This window comes from Streptomyces sp. NPDC007901, assembly GCF_042959465.1.
Classification (GTDB): domain Bacteria; phylum Actinomycetota; class Actinomycetes; order Streptomycetales; family Streptomycetaceae; genus Streptomyces.
In genome coordinates, this window is sequence record NZ_JBIBKW010000014.1 from 87,706 (window position 1) to 104,490 (window position 16,785).

16 protein-coding genes and 1 tRNA gene are annotated in these 16,785 nt (G+C 70.4%); 5 read left to right on the forward strand and 12 right to left on the reverse strand.

The genetic code is table 11. The features are described from left to right. Window positions 1-146 precede the first annotated feature (146 nt). The 5 genes from ACFZDK_RS36790 to ACFZDK_RS36810 form a co-directional block, all read right to left on the reverse strand. Complete coding sequence (locus tag ACFZDK_RS36790; RefSeq protein WP_390978876.1) at window positions 147-1,322, reverse strand: 4-hydroxybenzoate 3-monooxygenase; 1,176 nt, start codon at window positions 1,320-1,322, stop codon at window positions 147-149. A 192-nt stretch (window positions 1,323-1,514) separates the two neighbouring features. Continuing rightward, entirely contained in the window at window positions 1,515-2,189 is a 675-nt protein-coding gene (locus ACFZDK_RS36795; RefSeq protein ID WP_390978878.1) for a hypothetical protein, read from the reverse strand. Window positions 2,190-2,297: 108 nt separating this feature from the next. Continuing rightward, on the reverse strand, window positions 2,298-4,202 hold the full coding sequence (locus ACFZDK_RS36800) for a hypothetical protein (RefSeq protein WP_390978880.1): 1,905 nt from the start codon (window positions 4,200-4,202) through the stop codon (window positions 2,298-2,300). Between the two features lie 87 nt (window positions 4,203-4,289). Next, on the reverse strand, window positions 4,290-4,508 hold the full coding sequence (locus ACFZDK_RS36805) for a hypothetical protein (protein WP_355716335.1): 219 nt from the start codon (window positions 4,506-4,508) through the stop codon (window positions 4,290-4,292). Window positions 4,509-4,560: 52 nt separating this feature from the next. Further along, window positions 4,561-4,776 carry a hypothetical protein gene (locus ACFZDK_RS36810; RefSeq protein WP_207921928.1) on the reverse strand — a complete coding sequence of 72 codons (216 nt, stop codon included), beginning with the start codon at window positions 4,774-4,776 and terminating at the stop codon, window positions 4,561-4,563. A gap of 228 nt (window positions 4,777-5,004) precedes the next feature. Between ACFZDK_RS36810 and ACFZDK_RS36815 the strand changes: the two genes are divergently transcribed. Together ACFZDK_RS36815 and ACFZDK_RS36820 are read left to right on the forward strand one after the other, a co-directional pair. Further along, complete coding sequence (locus tag ACFZDK_RS36815; RefSeq protein WP_390978883.1) at window positions 5,005-5,403, forward strand: transcriptional regulator; 399 nt, start codon at window positions 5,005-5,007, stop codon at window positions 5,401-5,403. Between the two features lie 143 nt (window positions 5,404-5,546). Then, window positions 5,547-5,807, forward strand: a complete 261-nt coding sequence (locus ACFZDK_RS36820) for a hypothetical protein (protein ID WP_359212922.1) — start codon at window positions 5,547-5,549, stop codon at window positions 5,805-5,807. Window positions 5,808-5,838: 31 nt separating this feature from the next. On the opposite strand, the gene ACFZDK_RS36825 is transcribed toward ACFZDK_RS36820, so the two are convergent. Further along, a tRNA-Leu gene (locus tag ACFZDK_RS36825) sits at window positions 5,839-5,921 on the reverse strand. Window positions 5,922-6,331: 410 nt separating this feature from the next. On the opposite strand from ACFZDK_RS36825, the gene ACFZDK_RS36830 reads away from it, so the two are divergent. Together ACFZDK_RS36830 and ACFZDK_RS36835 are read left to right on the forward strand one after the other, a co-directional pair. Then, window positions 6,332-7,105, forward strand: coding sequence for an ABC transporter ATP-binding protein (locus tag ACFZDK_RS36830; RefSeq protein WP_355716271.1), 774 nt, complete (start codon window positions 6,332-6,334; stop codon window positions 7,103-7,105). Continuing rightward, entirely contained in the window at window positions 7,105-9,633 is a 2,529-nt protein-coding gene (locus tag ACFZDK_RS36835) for an FtsX-like permease family protein (protein WP_390978886.1), read from the forward strand. The genes ACFZDK_RS36830 and ACFZDK_RS36835 overlap by 1 nt, the downstream gene beginning before the upstream one ends. 63 nt (window positions 9,634-9,696) lie before the next feature. Here the strand turns inward: ACFZDK_RS36835 and ACFZDK_RS36840 are convergent, their stop codons facing one another. Together ACFZDK_RS36840 and ACFZDK_RS36845 are read right to left on the reverse strand one after the other, a co-directional pair. After that, window positions 9,697-10,983 (reverse strand): class I SAM-dependent methyltransferase, encoded by a 1,287-nt coding sequence (locus tag ACFZDK_RS36840; RefSeq protein WP_390978888.1) that lies wholly within the window; start codon window positions 10,981-10,983, stop codon window positions 9,697-9,699. A gap of 211 nt (window positions 10,984-11,194) precedes the next feature. Then, window positions 11,195-12,574, reverse strand: a complete 1,380-nt coding sequence (locus ACFZDK_RS36845; RefSeq protein ID WP_359212913.1) for an NAD(P)/FAD-dependent oxidoreductase — start codon at window positions 12,572-12,574, stop codon at window positions 11,195-11,197. A gap of 371 nt (window positions 12,575-12,945) precedes the next feature. Here ACFZDK_RS36845 and cutA point away from each other — a divergent pair, with 371 nt between their 5' ends. After that, window positions 12,946-13,263, forward strand: a complete 318-nt coding sequence (cutA, locus tag ACFZDK_RS36850; protein ID WP_390979158.1) for a divalent cation tolerance protein CutA — start codon at window positions 12,946-12,948, stop codon at window positions 13,261-13,263. Here cutA and ACFZDK_RS36855 read toward each other — a convergent pair. The 4 genes from ACFZDK_RS36855 to eno form a co-directional block, all read right to left on the reverse strand. Beyond that, the gene (locus ACFZDK_RS36855; RefSeq protein ID WP_390978891.1) at window positions 13,217-14,158 is read right to left on the reverse strand and encodes an exopolyphosphatase; all 942 of its coding nucleotides are present in this window, start codon (window positions 14,156-14,158) and stop codon (window positions 13,217-13,219) included. The genes cutA and ACFZDK_RS36855 overlap by 47 nt on opposite strands. After that, window positions 14,155-14,709 carry a DUF501 domain-containing protein gene (locus tag ACFZDK_RS36860; RefSeq protein WP_390978893.1) on the reverse strand — a complete coding sequence of 185 codons (555 nt, stop codon included), beginning with the start codon at window positions 14,707-14,709 and terminating at the stop codon, window positions 14,155-14,157. The genes ACFZDK_RS36855 and ACFZDK_RS36860 overlap by 4 nt, the downstream gene beginning before the upstream one ends. 28 nt (window positions 14,710-14,737) lie before the next feature. Then, the gene (locus ACFZDK_RS36865; protein ID WP_390978895.1) at window positions 14,738-15,214 is read right to left on the reverse strand and encodes a septum formation initiator family protein; all 477 of its coding nucleotides are present in this window, start codon (window positions 15,212-15,214) and stop codon (window positions 14,738-14,740) included. A gap of 103 nt (window positions 15,215-15,317) precedes the next feature. Beyond that, window positions 15,318-16,604: a phosphopyruvate hydratase gene (gene eno, locus ACFZDK_RS36870; protein ID WP_390978897.1), complete on the reverse strand. Its 1,287-nt coding sequence runs from the start codon at window positions 16,602-16,604 to the stop codon at window positions 15,318-15,320. Between the last annotated feature and the right edge of the window lie 181 nt (window positions 16,605-16,785).

Below are 16,785 nucleotides of genomic sequence, written 5' to 3' on the forward strand. Positions count from 1 at the left end.
TGGCCACTCTGCGTGGCCTTGGCGTCAAGAGTAATGGATTGGCAAAAGGATGACCCTGCTACCTGCGGAGGATCTTTCCCTCACCGTGCTGCGCAACACGCTACGCGGAGCCCTGATTCCCGGCCATGGAGGGCTTCATTCCAACTTCATTGCAGCGGAAAGCCCGTGTACGCCTCCGCGAGATCGGTCTCGGCGGCCCGGGAGGAGGCGATCCGGCCGAGCCGGGCCAGCTGGAGCCGGGCGTCGAAGGGGGTGTCGTCGGGGCCGGGGTGGAGCAGGGTCGTCATGTCGTACGAGAACCGCTCGGCCTGCCACACCCGGCGCAGGCAGGTCGCCGAGTACGACTCAAGGAGTTCGGGGGATCCGGTTCCCTTCTCGTGGGCCAGGGCGCGGGCGAGGGTGACCACGTCGCCGACCGCCAGGTTCAGGCCCTTGGCGCCGGTCGGCGGCACGATGTGGGCGGCGTCGCCGGCGAGGAGGACCCGGCCGTGCCGCATGGGCTCGTGGACGTAGGACCGCATGGGGGTGACCGACTTCTGGGTGATCGGGCCGCGCTCCAGGCGCCAGTCGTCGTCGGTCTCGAAGCGCCGCTCCAGCTCGTCCCAGATCGCGTCGTCGGTCCAGTCCTCGGCCTCCGTGCCGGCCGGGACCTGGAGGTAGAGGCGGGAGACGGACGGGGAGCGCATGGACAGAAGGGCGAAGCCGCGCTCGTGGCGGGCGTAGACCAGTTCGTCGTGGGAGGGGGCGACATCGGCGAGGATGCCCAGCCAGGCGTAGGGGTACGTGCGCTCGAAGACCCGGGAGAGGGACTCGGGGAACGCGGTGCGGGCCACTCCCCAGAAGCCGTCGCAGCCGACGACGTAGTCGCACTCCAGGACGTCCTCGCGACCCTCGTGGCGAAACCGGATCCGCGGCCGGTCGCTCTCGGCGTCCTCCACCGCCAGCGCCTCCGCCTCGAAGAGCAGCGGGCCGCCCTCCTTGAGCTGGAGGGCGATGAGGTCCTTGCAGACCTCGGTCTGGGCGTAGACCGTCACGGACCGGCCGCCGGTGAGGCCGGGGAAGTCGACGCGGTGGCGCTGTCCGGCGAAGCGCAGCTCGATGCCGTCGTGGCGCAGGCCCTCGCGGTCCATGCGCTCCCCGGCGCCGGCCGCGCGCAGCACGTCCACCGTGCCCTGCTCCAGGATCCCGGCGCGCTGGCGGTGCTCGACGTAGGAGCGGTCGCGGCTCTCCAGGACGACCGAGTCGATGCCCGCGTTGTGCAGCAGCCGCGCGAGGAGGAGCCCGGCGGGTCCGGCTCCGATGATGCCGACGGTGGTGCGCATCGGTCGTTCCCTTCCGCGGAGGGGGCGCCGTCGCCCCGCTCTTGCCGTGTGGTTCGTCTGGTGAAATTTCCTTCACCGTGTTCCCCCGAGTCTCCGCCGGGTCGTACTCCCTGTCAATGGACGCGCCCGGCCGCCCGGCCCGCTGGAGGCGGTCGTGGGCCGGGCGGCCGGAAACGGGACGGCGGGGCGGGGTCAGTGGCCCGGCCAGCCGTCCAGGTGGCGGTGCAGGGTGACGTCGGTCTTCGGGTCGCCCTTGGGGGCGTTCGCGACCGCGTCGTGGAGGACGGCGGTGACCTCGGCGGCCAGTCCGTCGGCCCGCGTGCGCAGGTCGGCGGCGGGCAGGGTGGAGCGGGTCAGCGCGTCGAGCCGGCGGTGGATGTCGTCCAGCTTGCCGCGGGTGGCGTCGTCGAAGCGCAGCGCATTCGGGGTGGAGACCACGAACTGGTAGGCGCCGGCCAGGGTCTGGCAGCCGGTGCACTCCTTGTTGGCGGCGTCACTGAGGTTCACCGCGTTCAGGTGGGTGCGCTCCCCGGCGATCGTGACGATCTGGAAGGACAGCGCGACCGACCGGCAGTGGTCGTCCGCCGAGCAGCCGGCCCCGACGGCGTTGGCCTGGTTGCGTGCGGTGGCCGCGTTCACCGTGCCGAACTGACGGACCGTGAAGGAGTCCCTGGCCTGGGTGTGGTGGCCCCGGTCGGCGTGGCTGAAGACATGGTCGGAGGCGAACGCGGCGTGCGGCGCGGCGGTGGCCGCCTGGGCCGGTACGGCGGTGGCCGCCCCGGCGACCCCGGCGGCGAACAGGCCGATCCGGACGGCCCGCCGGGTGAGCGGACCTGCGGTGGTGCGTGGTTTTCGGTGACTGCTCATGGATTGCTCCTGCGGTAAGCGGTGAGTGGTGCGGTGACCGTGGGGCCGGCGAACCCGGTACGGCGGCGCGCGGCCGGCGAACCCGGTACGGCGGCCCGGTGCCGCGCGTCAGGACGTGGCCGGGGCCGGGCTCGGCGAGTCGCTGACCGGCGGCGAGGACGGGCTGGGCGTCGGGGACACCGGGACGCTCTCCGAGGGGGTGGGCGTCAGGGACGCCGGGACGCTCTCGGACGGCGAGGGCGTCGGCGCGGTGGCCGTCCCTCCGGTGGCCGGCGCCGGCGACTTGGTGGGCCCCTGGCCGGACCCACCGGGCACCGACGCGGACGGCGACGCCGAGGCGGAGGCGCCCCGCGAGGTCTGCTGGGCCGAGGGCCCCGCGTCCGCCCCGGCCGAGGGGGCCGGCCGGCCGGACACGGTGTCCGACGGAGCACCGGAGTCCTCCGGCTCGTCCGGGGTCGAGGCCCGCCGTGGCGGCGGTTCCTCGGTCGGCACCCCCGGCTGGAGGATCGGTGCGATCGGCGGCTGCTTGGGCAGCGGCTTCGGGGTCACCCCGGACATCCAGGCATAGCTGAGCCCGGTGAGCCCGGCGAGGGCGAGGGCGCAGATCGCCAGCCGGAGCCGGGGCCGGCCCGCGGTGGTGCGTTTCGCGGCCCGGATGATCCGCCCGCCGATCTTCACGGACAGGTAGACGACACCGGCCATCGGGCAGAGCAGCATCACGCTGCCGATCGTCCCGACCAGACCCTCGACGATCTTCCCGTCCACGAACGCCGAGCCGGTGCCGAGGAGTTGCTCGGTCAGCGAGCGGGTCATCGTGGTGAGGATCCGGGGCAGGTTCCACAGCGCGTAGCCGAGTTCGCCGATGATCAGCGGGACCATCGTCAGCACCCAGGTGGCGACGATGGCGCGCGCCGACTTCTTCAGCCCGGCGACCTCCTCGCGGGCCTTGCCGCCCTTGGCTCCCGGCACCAGCGCGAGCAGGATCGGCTTGATCTTGCCGTACAGGTCCGGGACTCCGGCCAGGTCACCGAGGATGTAGTAGCCGTCCAGCCGTACGGCCGGCATCAGCTGTTCCATGATCTCGAAGTGCCCGAGGTACACCGTGGCCAGGAAGAACTGGGCCCCGGTGGCGAAGTAGGCGCCGGCCATGGCCAGCATGAAGACGACGTTGAAGTAGACGCCGCCCAGGTCGGTGCGGAGCCGGCCGCCCCGTCCGATCCGGTAGACGTCGGTGACGTCGGTGTACATCGAGGGCCAGATGAGGAAGAGCCCGCACCCGATGCAGCCGGGACGGGCTCCGCCGTATCTGCACGCGGAGGCGTGGCCGAACTCGTGGAAGACGAGGGAGGCCACGGTGAGCACGAAGACCACGAGGATCAGGACCGGCTGGTCGAGCACCTCCAGGACGGGCTCGATCGCCCCGAAGAACCCGAACAGCCAGACGTCCATGGCGATGGCCGAGCCCAGCACCAGCGCGACCACGGCCGGCCGGTGCAGCCACGCCAGCGAACGCGCGATCTTCGCCGTCCGCTTCTCGTCGAAGATGACCCGGTGGCCCTTGAGGGCGAGGAGCAGGTCGGAGCGCGGGGCGTCGACCTCGTCGTCCTCCTGGCCCTCCGGGACCGTCACCCCCAGCGGTTCCAGCTTCTTCTCGACGAGGAAGCGGATGTTCTCCCCGCTGACCTCGCGGCCGAAGCGGGCGCTGACCCGGTGGGCGATGGCCTCGGCATCGCGGACGCCGTCGACCGACGACGCCACCAGGTACAGCAGCCTGGACAGCTGGACGACCTGCCCGTCCCCCCGACGGGCGATGTACTTGGGCTCGGTGAAGCCCGACCCCTGGTACTCGCCGTGCAGCCGCAGTCCCGCGCTCAGCCTCGGGACCGGCGAGGCCGGGTCGACCACCGGCAGGCTGCCCGTCGCCACCTGCTCGTAGGTCACCGGCCAGCCGCCGGGTCCGGGCACCGGGCCCGTGTCGTACAGCGCGGCGGTCCCGTCTCCGAGCACCGTCATATGTGGTCTCCCCCCGGATCCCGCATGCAGTTCCCCCCCATGACGCGAGCGCCACCGCCGGGGCGACGGCGGTGGCGCTCCCGGGAACTACTGGGTGACGCTGATCGTCTGCGCGGCCGACGACTGGGCGGACGACCAGGCCGAGTGGTCGTTCAGCGCGGCGGACTGGTTGGACGCGTCGATGTTGGCGACGTGCTTGGTGACGTTGACCGTCTTGCCGAAGCTGAACTTCAGGCGCCCGAGGGCCTCACGGCCCGGCAGCAGCTCGGCGGACTCGTTCTCCAGCTCGTTCATGTCCATGCTCATGACGGATGTCCTTTCGTGCGGTGTGCTTCAGAGTTCGGGTGTGGGGGCGGTGCTACTGGGTGACGCTGATGGTCTGGGCGGCGCCGGAGTCGGCCACCGACCACGAGGAGTGGTCGTTCAGCGCGGCGGACTCGTTGTGGGCGCTGATGTTGGCGACGTGCTTGGTCACGTTGACCGTCTTGCCGAAGCCGAACTTCAGGCGGCCCAGGGCCTCGCGACCCGGCAGCAGCTCCGCGGACTCGGCCTCGAGCTCATGGGCGTCCATCATGATCTTTTCCCCCTCAGGGATAGACATTTCCGATCGGGACGGGTCAGGTTCCCCCCGGACTCCGTCCAATCTGGTCGGACGAGCTGTCCAACGAGATTGGACACTAGGCCCTGGCGAACCCCCCGCGCAACCCCTTCCGAAAATCACCCACTCGGCCGATCGCCGACCCGACCGTAGAATCGGCCGGGACATGGCGGAATCCGCAGGCGGCGAGCAGGAAGTGACTCAGTGGCCAACGCACTGCAGCAGTTGATCCGTGAGCACCTCGACCGCAAGGGCTGGTCCTACGGCGACGTGGCGCGCCGCGGCTCCGTCCCCCGCTCCACCGTCCACCACCTGGCCACCACCGAGCGCGTGGTCCGCATGCCGCAGACCTCGACGCTGGAAGGCCTGGCCAAGGGGCTGGAACTGCCGCTGGAGACGGTGCGCCGGGCCGCCGCCGAGGCCTGCGGCATCCACGTGTACGACACCTCGCCGCAGGCCGGCCCGGACGGCGCCGCCTCCGACCCCGAGGTCGCGCTCCTCATCGCGAGCGTCCAGAAGCTGTCGGCCGACGACCGCCGCCATGTCACCGCGCTCGTCGAGTCCCTGCTGGACCGCTCCGCCGGACCCGCCCAGGACAAGTGACCGCCATCGGTCACCCCTCGGACGTTCTTCCGTCAACTCGGAAAAAGAATCCAACTCCGCACGAAAGCGTCAAGATCCAGGACTAGTGTCTCGTCCTGCCCGGGACGCGAGAGCCGCACGACCACGGGCTCTCAGGGGGACATGTGTTGTTCGTGCACGGCGGACCGGCGACAGCCGTGGTCCGGGGACCCGACGGCGAGTCCGTCGTCCTGCTGTCGGGGGAACTCCCCGAGGTGCTCACCGACGCGTCGGTGAGCGAACTGCTCGACCTGGCCGCCGCCATCCTGGACGCCGGCGAGCTCACGCTCTTCGAGGAGTGCCTGCGCGCCCTGCGCCGCAACGGAATGCGCGCGGGCCGCCGCATCGAGGTCGACGGCGCGGTCCTGACCGTCTACGAAGGCTGAACCGGCGCCGCCCCCGAGAGGGCGCGGGAGGTGCCCGGAACCGGACTTGAACCGGTACGCCCGCGAGGGGCAGCGAGGTTTAAGCTCGCCGTGTCTGCATTCCACCATCCGGGCAGGCCATGGGCTCCGCTACGAGGCTCCGACCCTATCGGGAGGCGTCCCCCGAACAGCGGACGGACGACCCGATGTTGTCTTATTTTATTGACGTCTGAGGGAGCATCAGCACCCGGAACGAGCCATCCGCACTTGCCAATAGCGTTACGCGCGGTGGGTGCGCGCGTACGTGAAATGACGGAATTTCACCGTCCGAACAAGGGGGCTCCACCTGTTCTCGACGACTGGGAGCGACCCGCTCCGGATCCGGGTCTCGGGGTCGCCGTCATCCCCAGGTATGACGCGGCACCCCCGCGGTCCCTCCTTGGTCGCCCCCCGGAACCGGAACAGCGGCTGACTACACGGGCCGCGACGGCCGAGACGATGGTGCGGTCGCCATGAACACCACCGTCCCGACAGGAGCGCCCTCCGTGTCCACCACACCTATCGCCGACCGGCGGACCACCTCCGTGGCCGCTCGCGCCACGGACCTCTCGAAGATCTACGGCCAGGGCGAGACCCAGGTGGTCGCCCTGGACCGGGTCACCGTCGAGTTCCGGCAGGCCGAGTTCACCGCGATCATGGGGCCGTCCGGCTCCGGCAAGTCCACGCTGATGCACTGCGTGGCCGGCCTCGACACCTTCTCCTCCGGTTCGGTGCGGATCGGTGACACCGAGCTGGGTTCGCTGAAGGACCGGCAGCTGACCAAGCTGCGCCGGGACAAGATCGGGTTCATCTTCCAGGCGTTCAACCTGCTGCCGACGCTGACCGCCCTGGAGAACATCACGCTGCCCATGGACATCGCGGGGCGCAAGCCGGACCAGGCGTGGCTGGACAGCGTGATCCAGATGGTCGGTCTGAAGGACCGGCTCCGCCACCGCCCCGCGCAGCTCTCCGGCGGCCAGCAGCAGCGCGTCGCCGTGGCCCGCGCGCTCGCCTCCCGGCCGGAGATCATCTTCGGTGACGAGCCGACCGGAAACCTCGACTCCCGTTCCGGCGCCGAGGTCCTCGGCTTCCTGCGCAACTCGGTGCGGGAGCTGGGCCAGACGGTGGTCATGGTGACCCACGACCCGGTCGCCGCCGCCTACGCGGACCGCGTGGTCTTCCTCGCGGACGGCCGGATCGTGGACGAGATGTACCGGCCGACCGCCGAGACGGTCCTGGACTTCATGAAGCAGTTCGACGCGAAGGGCCGGACCAGCTGATGTTCCGCACCGCCCTGCGCAACGTACTCGCGCACAAGGCCCGGCTGCTGATGACCGTGCTCGCCGTCATGCTCGGCGTCGCGTTCGTCTCCGGCACCCTGGTCTTCACCAACACCATCTCGGACGCCTACCAGAACAGCTCCGCCAAGGGCTTCGACGGCGTCGACGTGGCCGTCCAGGCCAAGTACCAGGACTCCAAGGGCGACCAGGTCGGCAAGACGCCCGACCTCACCCAGGCCGTGCTCGACAAGGCCGCGAAGGTCCCCGGGGCCGCCTCCGCCACCGGCGTCGTCTCCGGCTTCACCGCCATCGCCGACAAGGACGGCAAGCTGATCGGCGGCGGCTGGCAGTCCGAGGGCGGCAACTACTGGGGCACCGAGGACGCCCGCTACCCGCTCGTCAGCGGCCACGCGCCGAGCGGGAAGAACGAGGTCCTGATCGACTCCAGGACCGCCGAACGGGCCGGCTACCAGGTCGGCGACACCGTACGCATCTCGGTCGACGGCCCGGTCCTCAAGCCCACCGTCGCCGGCATCTTCACCACCGACGACGGCAATGTCGCGGCCGGCGGCAGCCTCGCCCTGTTCAACACGGCGACCGCGCAGCAGCTGTTCGGCAAGAAGGGCGCGTACGACGAGATCGACGTGACCGCGAAGGCGGGCACCGGCCAGGCCGCCCTCAAGTCCCAGCTGGACGCGGCCCTTCCGAAGAAGCTCGTGGAGACCACCACGGGCCAGAAGCTCGCCGACGACCAGGCGGAGCAGATCTCCAGCAGCATGAGCGGGCTGCGCCAGGGCCTGCTGGTCTTCGCCGGCATCGCCCTGTTCGTCGGCACGTTCATCATCGCCAACACCTTCACCATGCTGGTCGCCCAGCGCACCAAGGAGCTCGCGCTGCTGCGGGCGGTGGGCGCCTCCCGCCGCCAGGTCACCCGCTCGGTGCTGATCGAGGCGTTCGTGGTCGGCGCGGTGGCCGGCGTGACCGGTCTGGTCGCCGGTATCGGCATCGGCGCCGGGCTGCGCTCGCTGCTGGGCTCGATCGGCGCGACCGTCCCGGACGGCCCGCTGGTCGTCACCCCCGGCACGGTCGCCGCGGCCCTCGCCGTCGGTGTCGTCATCACCATGCTGGCCGCCTGGCTGCCCGGCCGCCGCGCCGCGAAGATCCCGCCGGTCGCCGCGATGAGCGCGCTGCACTCGGCCCCGACCACCAAGTCGCTGGTGCTGCGCAACACGATCGGCGCCCTGTTCTCGGCGGCGGGCGCGGCGGTGATCGTGGCGGCCACGACGATGAGCGGCTCGGACGGCCAGGCGCCGATGGGCCTGGGCGCCGTACTCCTCATCGTCGGCGTCTTCGTCCTCACCCCGCTGCTGTCCCGCCCGCTGATCGCGGCCGCCGCCCCGCTGCTGCGCGCCTTCGGCGTCTCCGGGAAGCTCGCGCGGCAGAACTCGGTGCGCAACCCGCGCCGTACCGCCGCCACCGCCTCGGCGCTGATGATCGGCCTGACCCTGATCACCGGCATGACGGTCATGGCGGGCAGCCTGCAGAAGTCCATCGACAAGATGGCGAGCGCCGCGATCCGCGCGGACTACGTCGTCTCGATGGCCAACGGCAACCCGCTCTCCCCCGATGTCGCGAAGAAGGTCGCGGCCACGGACGGGGTCACCGCCTCCAGCCCGCTGCGCAACGCGGCCTCCCGGATCGACGGCGAGACCGAGTTCCTGACCGGCGTCGACGGCGCGGCGATCGGCAAGCTGACCGACCTCGCGGTGGACAGCGGCTCCTTCAAGGTCGGCGGCTCGGACGTCGTCGTGGACGACGACACCGCCACGTCGCACGGCTGGAAGGCCGGTTCCACCTTCACCGTCCACTACGAGGACGGCAAGGCGCAGCGGATGACGGTCGCCGGGGTCTACGAGGGCAACCAGATGATCCGCGGGATCATGCTCGACAACGCCGTCCTCACCCCGCACGAGACCGACCCCGCCGACATGCAGGTCATGGTCAAGACGGCGGACGGCGCGTCGAGCGCGACCAAGGACCGGCTGGAGCAGGCCCTCGGCTCCAACCCGGCGATCAAGGTCCAGGACAAGCAGGACCTGTCGAACTCCATCGCGCAGGCGTTCACGCTGATCCTGAACATGGTCTACGGCCTGCTCGCGATGGCGGTGATCGTCGCGGTCCTCGGCGTCATCAACACCCTGGCCATGTCGGTCTTCGAGCGCTCCCAGGAGATCGGCATGCTCCGCGCGATCGGCCTGGACCGCAAGGCGGTCAAGCGGATGGTGCGCCTGGAGTCCCTGGTCATCTCGCTCTTCGGCGGGGTGCTGGGCCTCGGCCTGGGCGTGTTCTTCGGCTGGGCGGCCGGCCGGCTGGTCGGCGCGAAGATGCCGACGTACGAACTGGTCCTGCCCTGGACCCGGATGGCCGTCTTCCTCCTGCTGGCCGGCACGGTCGGCGTCCTGGCCGCCCTGTGGCCGGCCCGGCGGGCGGCGAAGCTGAACATGCTGTCGGCGATCAAGTCCGAGTAGCGGCGCACGGCAGGTACGCGAAGGGGCCCCACGCGCGCCGTGGGGCCCCTTTCGTGTGCGTCCTCAGTTCCAGGTACGGGTCCGCAGCGGCAGCCCGGAGGCGCCCGACTCAGGGGTCCGGACGGCCAGCACCTGGTTGACACCGATGTGGTTGTGCTCGAACGCGAGGGCGGAGGCGGCCATGTACAGCCGCCAGACGCGGGCCCGCCCCGGGCTGGTCAGCCGCATGGCCCGCGCCCACTCGCCCTCCAGGTTGAGCACCCACCGGCGCAGGGTGCGGGCGTAGTGCTCGCGGATCGACTCCACGTCCCGCACCTCGAACCCGGCCCGCTCCAGCTGGGTGACGGTGGTGCCGATCGGGGCCAGCTCGCCGTCCGGGAAGACGTAGGCGTCGATGAAGTCGTCCACGTCGTACGCCGACTCGTCGCGCTGCGGCCGCCGGGCGATCTGGTGGTTGAGCAGCCGCCCGCCGGGCTTCAGCAGCCCGTACAGACTCCGCGCGTACTCCAGGTACCGCTCCGCGCCCACGTGCTCGGCCATCCCGATCGACGAGATCGCCTCGTACGGCCCGTCCCTGACGTCCCGGTAGTCCTGGACCCTGATCTCCACCCGGTCCGTCAGACCCTCGTCCGCGACCCGTTTACGGGCGTACGCGGCCTGCTCCTGGGAGAGGGTCACCCCGACGACGCTCACCCCGTGCTCGCGGGCCGCGTGGATCGCCATCGAGCCCCAGCCGCAGCCGACGTCGAGCAGCCGCTGACCGGGGCTCAGACCGAGCTTCGCGCAGACGAGTTCGAGCTTGTCGCGCTGGGCGGTCTCCAGGGTGCTGTCGTCCTCCCAGTAGGCGCACGAGTACACCATCGACGGGCCGAGGACGATCTCGTAGAAGTCGTTCCCGACGTCGTAGTGGTGACTGATGGCCTGCCTGTCGCTGTGGCGGGTGTGCAGATGGCGGTGTCTGCGCATCTCCTCGCGGGGCGGGGCCGGCGGGAAGGGCGGTCCCGCGAGTCTCAGCAGCTCTCGGACGGCGGCCCGCACGCCGGGGTCGCGCAGCGCCTGCGCGAGGGTACGGCCGCCCTCGTCGCGCTCCCAGATCAGTCCGGACATCGCGGCCAGGGCGCTGTACAGATCGCCCTCGATGTCCAGGTCGCCGGAGACCCAGGCGCGGGCCATGCCCAGTTCACCCGGCTTGAACAACATGCGGCGCAGGGCACGGCGGTTGCGCACGACGATTGTCGGCGCGTCCGGCGGTCCGGCCTGCGATCCGTCCCAGGCCCGCAGCCGTACCGGGAGCGGGACTCCCAGCACCTGCTCGGCAACACTCCTCAGCCGCGACGCGGCGTCGGCCATGGCGCACACCTCCAAGACGTCGATCCCGGATGCCGGTTACCACGTAAACACCGTGAGGGCGGCAGCGCAGTCCCGCAAAGGAGTTACGACTGGGCAAAAAAGATGTAGCCAACATGTAGTTGTGCGGGATCCCGGGAACGCCGAAGGGCCTCCCGCACCACGGATGGCGGGAGGCCCTTCGGTTGGTTCAGCGACCGGTTCGGCTACCTGGTCAGGAGGCCTTGGCCTTTTCCTCGGCCTTCGGCGCGGCGACCGGCGCCGGCTTGGCGGCCTCGTAGAACTCCTCGCGGGGGTTCTCCATGGCACCCAGGGACACGACCTCGCGCTTGAGGAACATGCCGAGCGTCCAGTCGGCGAAGATGCGGATCTTGCGGTTCCAGGTCGGCATGGCCAGACCGTGGTAGCCGCGGTGCATGTACCAGGCCAGGCGGCCCTTGACCTTGATCTTCGTCTTGCCCAGGACGATCATCGCGACGCCCTTGTGCAGACCCAGACCGGCGACCGCGCCCTTGTTGGCGTGGCTGTACTCCTTCTGCGGGAAGCCCCGCATACCGGAGACCACGTTGTCGCCGAGGACCTTGGCCTGACGCAGCGCGTGCTGCGCGTTCGGCGGGCACCAGGCGTTCTCCACACCGGCCTTGCGGGCGGCGACGTCCGGCACCTGGGCGTTGTCGCCCGCGGCCCAGATGTAGTCGGTGCCCTGCACCTGGAGGGTGGGAGCGGTGTCCACGTGACCGCGCGGACCCAGCGGCAGACCGTAGCGGGCGAGCGCCGGGTTCGGCTTGACGCCGGCCGTCCAGACGATCGTGTTGGAGTCGACCTCGAGGCCGTTCTTCAGCACCACGTGACCGTCGACGCAGGAGTCCATCGAGGTGGAGAGGTAGATCTCCACGCCGCGGCTCTCCAGGTGCTCCTTGCCGTACAGGCCGAGCTTGGGGCCGACCTCGGGAAGGATCTTGTCGGCGGCGTCGACGAGCACGAAGCGCATGTCCTCACGGGACACGTTCTTGTAGTACTTGGCCGCGTCGCGGGCCATGTCCTCGACCTCGCCGATGGTCTCCGCGCCCGCGAAGCCACCACCGATGAAGACGAAGGTGAGGGCCTTGCGGCGGATCTCCTCGTCGGTCGTGGAGTCGGCCTTGTCCAGCTGCTCCAGGACGTGGTTGCGCAGACCGATGGACTCCTCGATGCCCTTCATACCGATGCCCTGCTCGGCGAGGCCGGGGATCGGGAAGGTGCGGGAGACCGCGCCGAGCGCGATCACCAGGTAGTCGAAGGGCAGCTCGTACGCCTCGCCGACCAGCGGCGCGATCGAGGCGACCTTGCGGTCCTGGTCGATGGTGGTGACCCGGCCGGTGAGGACCTCCGCCTTCGGCAGCACGCGTCGCAGCGGGACGACGACGTGCCGAGGGGAGATGCTGCCGGCGGCGGCTTCGGGGAGGAAGGGCTGGTAGGTCATGTACGACCGGGGGTCGACGACCGTGACGGTCGCCTCGCCGTAGCGCATCTTCTTGAGAATGCGCCGAGCTGCGTACAGGCCTACGTACCCACCGCCTACTACGAGGATCCTGGGACGCTCCGTGGTGCTCATGGCATCGAGTATCCACCCGCCCCGAGGGGGGCGCTCGTGCGCCCCTTCACAAGCTTCCACGGGGGTCGTGCTACACTCCGCCGCCCACGTGACACAGGTCATGGTCATCGGCGGGAACCCACTTCCGATACGACCCGTTGTCAATGCCGCGTGAGCTGCCGCTCCAGGCTTCCGGGGGCACCGTGAAGGCACCCGATGTCACCCTCACGAGCACCCCCCGGAACACCCCCGTGACGCTCTCCTGAGCACGCCCCCGGGCCTGTTGAGGCCCCGAACGGGCCAACACCGCCCCGCGGACCCCTCACCTGCACCGAATTCCTTGTGAAGAACTTCACGAACTTTTCCGCCGAGGTGTCGTGGCACGGCGTGTCATGGGCTCAGAAGCCGCTCATTCGCATACCGCGCCTGCTCAATCGAGGGTGTCCACAGCGACGGAAACACGTGAGCAGGCGGTCGAACCGGCCCGGTCGGCCGTCCAGGGACGACTCGCCGCGGGCGCGCAGATCATCGGTCCCGTGGTCTCCGCCTTCTGGCACGACGGCGAGTTCGGCACCGGCGAGGAACGGCAGCTGTTGCTGAAGACCCGGCAAAGCCGGTACGCCGGACTGGAGGCGCGCAAGCTCGTCCAGTACCCACCACGAGTCAGGCGACGGACCAGGCGATGCCGTCCAGAATGTCGTGCTCGCTGACCACGACCTCCTGGGCACCCACCCGCTCCATGATCGACTGGAGGACGAGGGCGCCGGCGGCGATGACGTCGACGCGGCCGGGGTGCAGGGAGGGGATCGCCGTGCGTTCGGCGTGTGTCGAGCGGAGCAGCCACTCGGTGATCTCCCGGACCCGGGTGTAGGGGATGCGGGAGTGGTGGATGGCGGCGGAGTCGTAGGCCGGGAGGTCCTGGTGGATCGCGGAGAGGGTGGTGACGGACCCGGCGAGACCGACCAGGGTGTGCGCCTCGCGCAGCGGTACGGTCTCCTCCGCGAGGTCGAGGGCGCGCTCGATGTCGGCCCACATGGCGGCGGTCTCAGCCTCGGTGGGCGGGTCGCTGACGTGTCCCTCGTGCACCAGGTGCCGCTCGGTCATCCGCACGCAGCCGACGTCCACGGACCGCGCCGCCCGCACGTGCTCCTCGCCGACCACGAACTCCGTCGAACCGCCGCCGATGTCCACGACGAGGAAGGGCTTGGCGAGGTCCTCGCGGCCGCTCAGCTCCCGGGTGGCGCCGGTGAAGGAGAACTCGGCCTCCTGGTCGCCGGTGATGACCTCGGGCTCGACACCGAGGATGTCGAGCACCCCGCGCACGAACTCGTCCCGGTTCTCGGCGTCCCGGGAGGCGGAGGTGGCCACGAACCGCAGCCGCTCCGCGCCGTGCTCCTTGATCACCGCCGCGTACTCCCGGCACGCCGCGAACGTCCGCTCCAGCGCCTCGGGGGCCAGCCGGCCGGTCCGGTCGACGCCCTGCCCGAGCCGCACGATCGTCATACGGCGGTCCAGGTCGACGAGTTCACCGGTCGCGGGCTCGACGTCGGCGACGAGGAGACGGATGGAGTTCGTACCGCAGTCGATGGCGGCGACGCGGGTCACTTGTCGTCCTCCCGGGTGTGCGCCGGCGCGCTGTCACCGGCGAGCGTCACGCACGCCCCCTTGGCCCACCACTCCGGCAGCATGGCGATCGCCTCGTCGCCGAGGGGGTTCACACCCGGCCCCGCCGCCAGCGAGTGGGCGACGAGCACGTGCAGGCACTTCACCCGGTCCGGCATGCCGCCGGCGCTCGGAAAGCCCGTCAGCTCCTCGATCTCGTCCCGGCGCCGGATGTAGTCCTCGTGCGCGGCGCGGTAGGCGGCGGCCAGCTCGGGGTCGCTCTCCAGCCGTGCCGTCATCTCCTTCATCACGCCGTTGGCCTCGAGGGTCCCGATGGCGGACGCGGCCTTGGGGCACGTCAGGTAGTACAGCGTCGGGAACGGCGTCCCGTCCGGCAGCCGCGGCGCGGTCTCCACGACGTCCGGCTGCCCGCACGGGCACCGGTGCGCGATCGCCCGCAGTCCGCGCGGCGGCCGTCCGAGCTGCTGCTTGAAGGCCTCGACGTCCGCGTCGGTCGGCTCGGTACGCGGGGTGGAGGGTGGAGGCGTGTGCATGACTGGTTCTGCGTGGCTTTCTGTCGGTTCACTGGTCGGACGCGTCGGACTTGTCGACGCCGTCCCAGACGTTCGCGTACCAGGGCCGGTCGGCCGCCCCCAGATAGGCGTGCGCCTGCTTGGCCGTACCGGGGTCGATCACGACGTACCCGGTCTCACCCGGCATCACATAGTGCAGCCGCTGCCGGATCTGCTGCTCGGCGTACGCGTCGTCCTGCCACCGCGCCTTGACGTCCCGCAGTTGCTCGACCCGCTGCCGGGCCTGCTGCTGCTGGCGTTCGAGATCGGCGATCTCGGCGCGCTGGGAGACGTACTGCCGCATCGGGTAGGCGAGTGCGACGATCATCGTGCAGAGCACGATCGCGAGCAGCGCCGCGCGGCCGGTGAGCCGGGAGCGGCGGGCCTGGCGCCGGGTCTGGGAGCGGTAGACCCGGGCCGCCGTCTGCTCGCCGAGCAGCTTGAGCCTGGTCGCGGTGGAGAACCGGTCCCGGTCCTTCACGGCCATGTCCCCGCCTCCCTGACCTGATACGTGCGTACGTCCCCGCACACGGTACGGGACCGGGTACGGGGACGTACGTACGACTGGCTAAGGCTTGGCTCCGTAAGGGTCAGCCCTTGAAGCGCGGGAACGCGGAGCGGCCGGCGTACACCGCCGCGTCATCGAGGATCTCCTCGATGCGCAGCAGCTGGTTGTACTTGGCGACGCGCTCGGAGCGGGCCGGGGCGCCGGTCTTGATCTGGCCGCAGTTGGTGGCGACGGCGAGGTCGGCGATGGTGACGTCCTCGGTCTCACCGGAACGGTGCGACATCATGCACTTGAAGCCGTTGCGCTGGGCGAGCTCGACGGCGTCCAGGGTCTCGGTGAGCGAACCGATCTGGTTCACCTTGACCAGCAGGGCGTTGGCGGTGCCCTCCTCGATGCCGCGGGCGAGTCGCTCGGGGTTGGTGACGAACAGGTCGTCGCCGACGATCTGCACCTTGTCGCCGAGCTTGTCGGTGAGGACCTTCCAGCCGGCCCAGTCGTCCTCGAACAGCGGGTCCTCGATGGAGACGAGCGGGTAGGCCGCCACGAGCTCCTCGTAGTACTCGGTCATCTCGGCGGCCGAGCGGGACTTGCCCTCGAACTCGTACTTGCCGTCCTTGTAGAACTCGGACGCGGCGACGTCGAGCGCGAGCGCGATCTGCTCACCGGGGACGTACCCGGCCTGCTTGATCGCCTCCAGGATGAGGTCGAGGGCCTCGCGGTTGGAGCCGAGGTTCGGGGCGAAGCCGCCCTCGTCGCCGAGGCCGGTGGCCAGACCCTTCGACTTCAGGACCTTCTTGAGGGTGTGGTAGACCTCGGCACCCCAGCGCAGCGCCTCGGAGAAGGACTCCGCGCCGATCGGGGCGATCATGAACTCCTGGATGTCGACGTTGGAGTCCGCGTGCGAGCCGCCGTTGAGGATGTTCATCATCGGGACGGGCAGCAGGTGCGCGTTCGGGCCACCGAGGTAGCGGAACAGCGGGAGGTCGGACGCCTCGGAGGCGGCGTGCGCGACGGCCAGGGAGACGCCGAGGATGGCGTTGGCGCCGAGCGAGCCCTTGTTGTCGGTGGCGTCCAGGTCGAACATGGCCTGGTCGATCAGGCGCTGCTCGGTGGCGTCGTAGCCGACGAGCTCCGGGCCGATCTGCTCGATCACGGCGAGGACGGCCTTCTCGACACCCTTGCCGAGGTAGCGGTTGGGGTCGCCGTCACGGAGCTCGATGGCCTCGAAGGCACCGGTGGAGGCGCCGGACGGAACGGCGGCACGACCCGTGCTGCCGTCGTCGAGGCCGACCTCGACCTCGACCGTGGGGTTGCCTCGGGAGTCCAGGATTTCCCGGGCTACGACGACGTCGATGGACGGCACGAGCATCTCCTTCTTGGGATGTGACGCTGGTTGTGCGGGGCGCACGCGGGCCTTGTCGGCCCTTGCTCAGCCTTGCGACTAGAGCCTAACCGCCCCGGGGCCGTCGGCCGTCGACCGACCGTCCCGTGGACAAGGACAGACGGTATCTATTGTTCACCCCCGGAACAAAGGGGGGCCGGATGAAGAA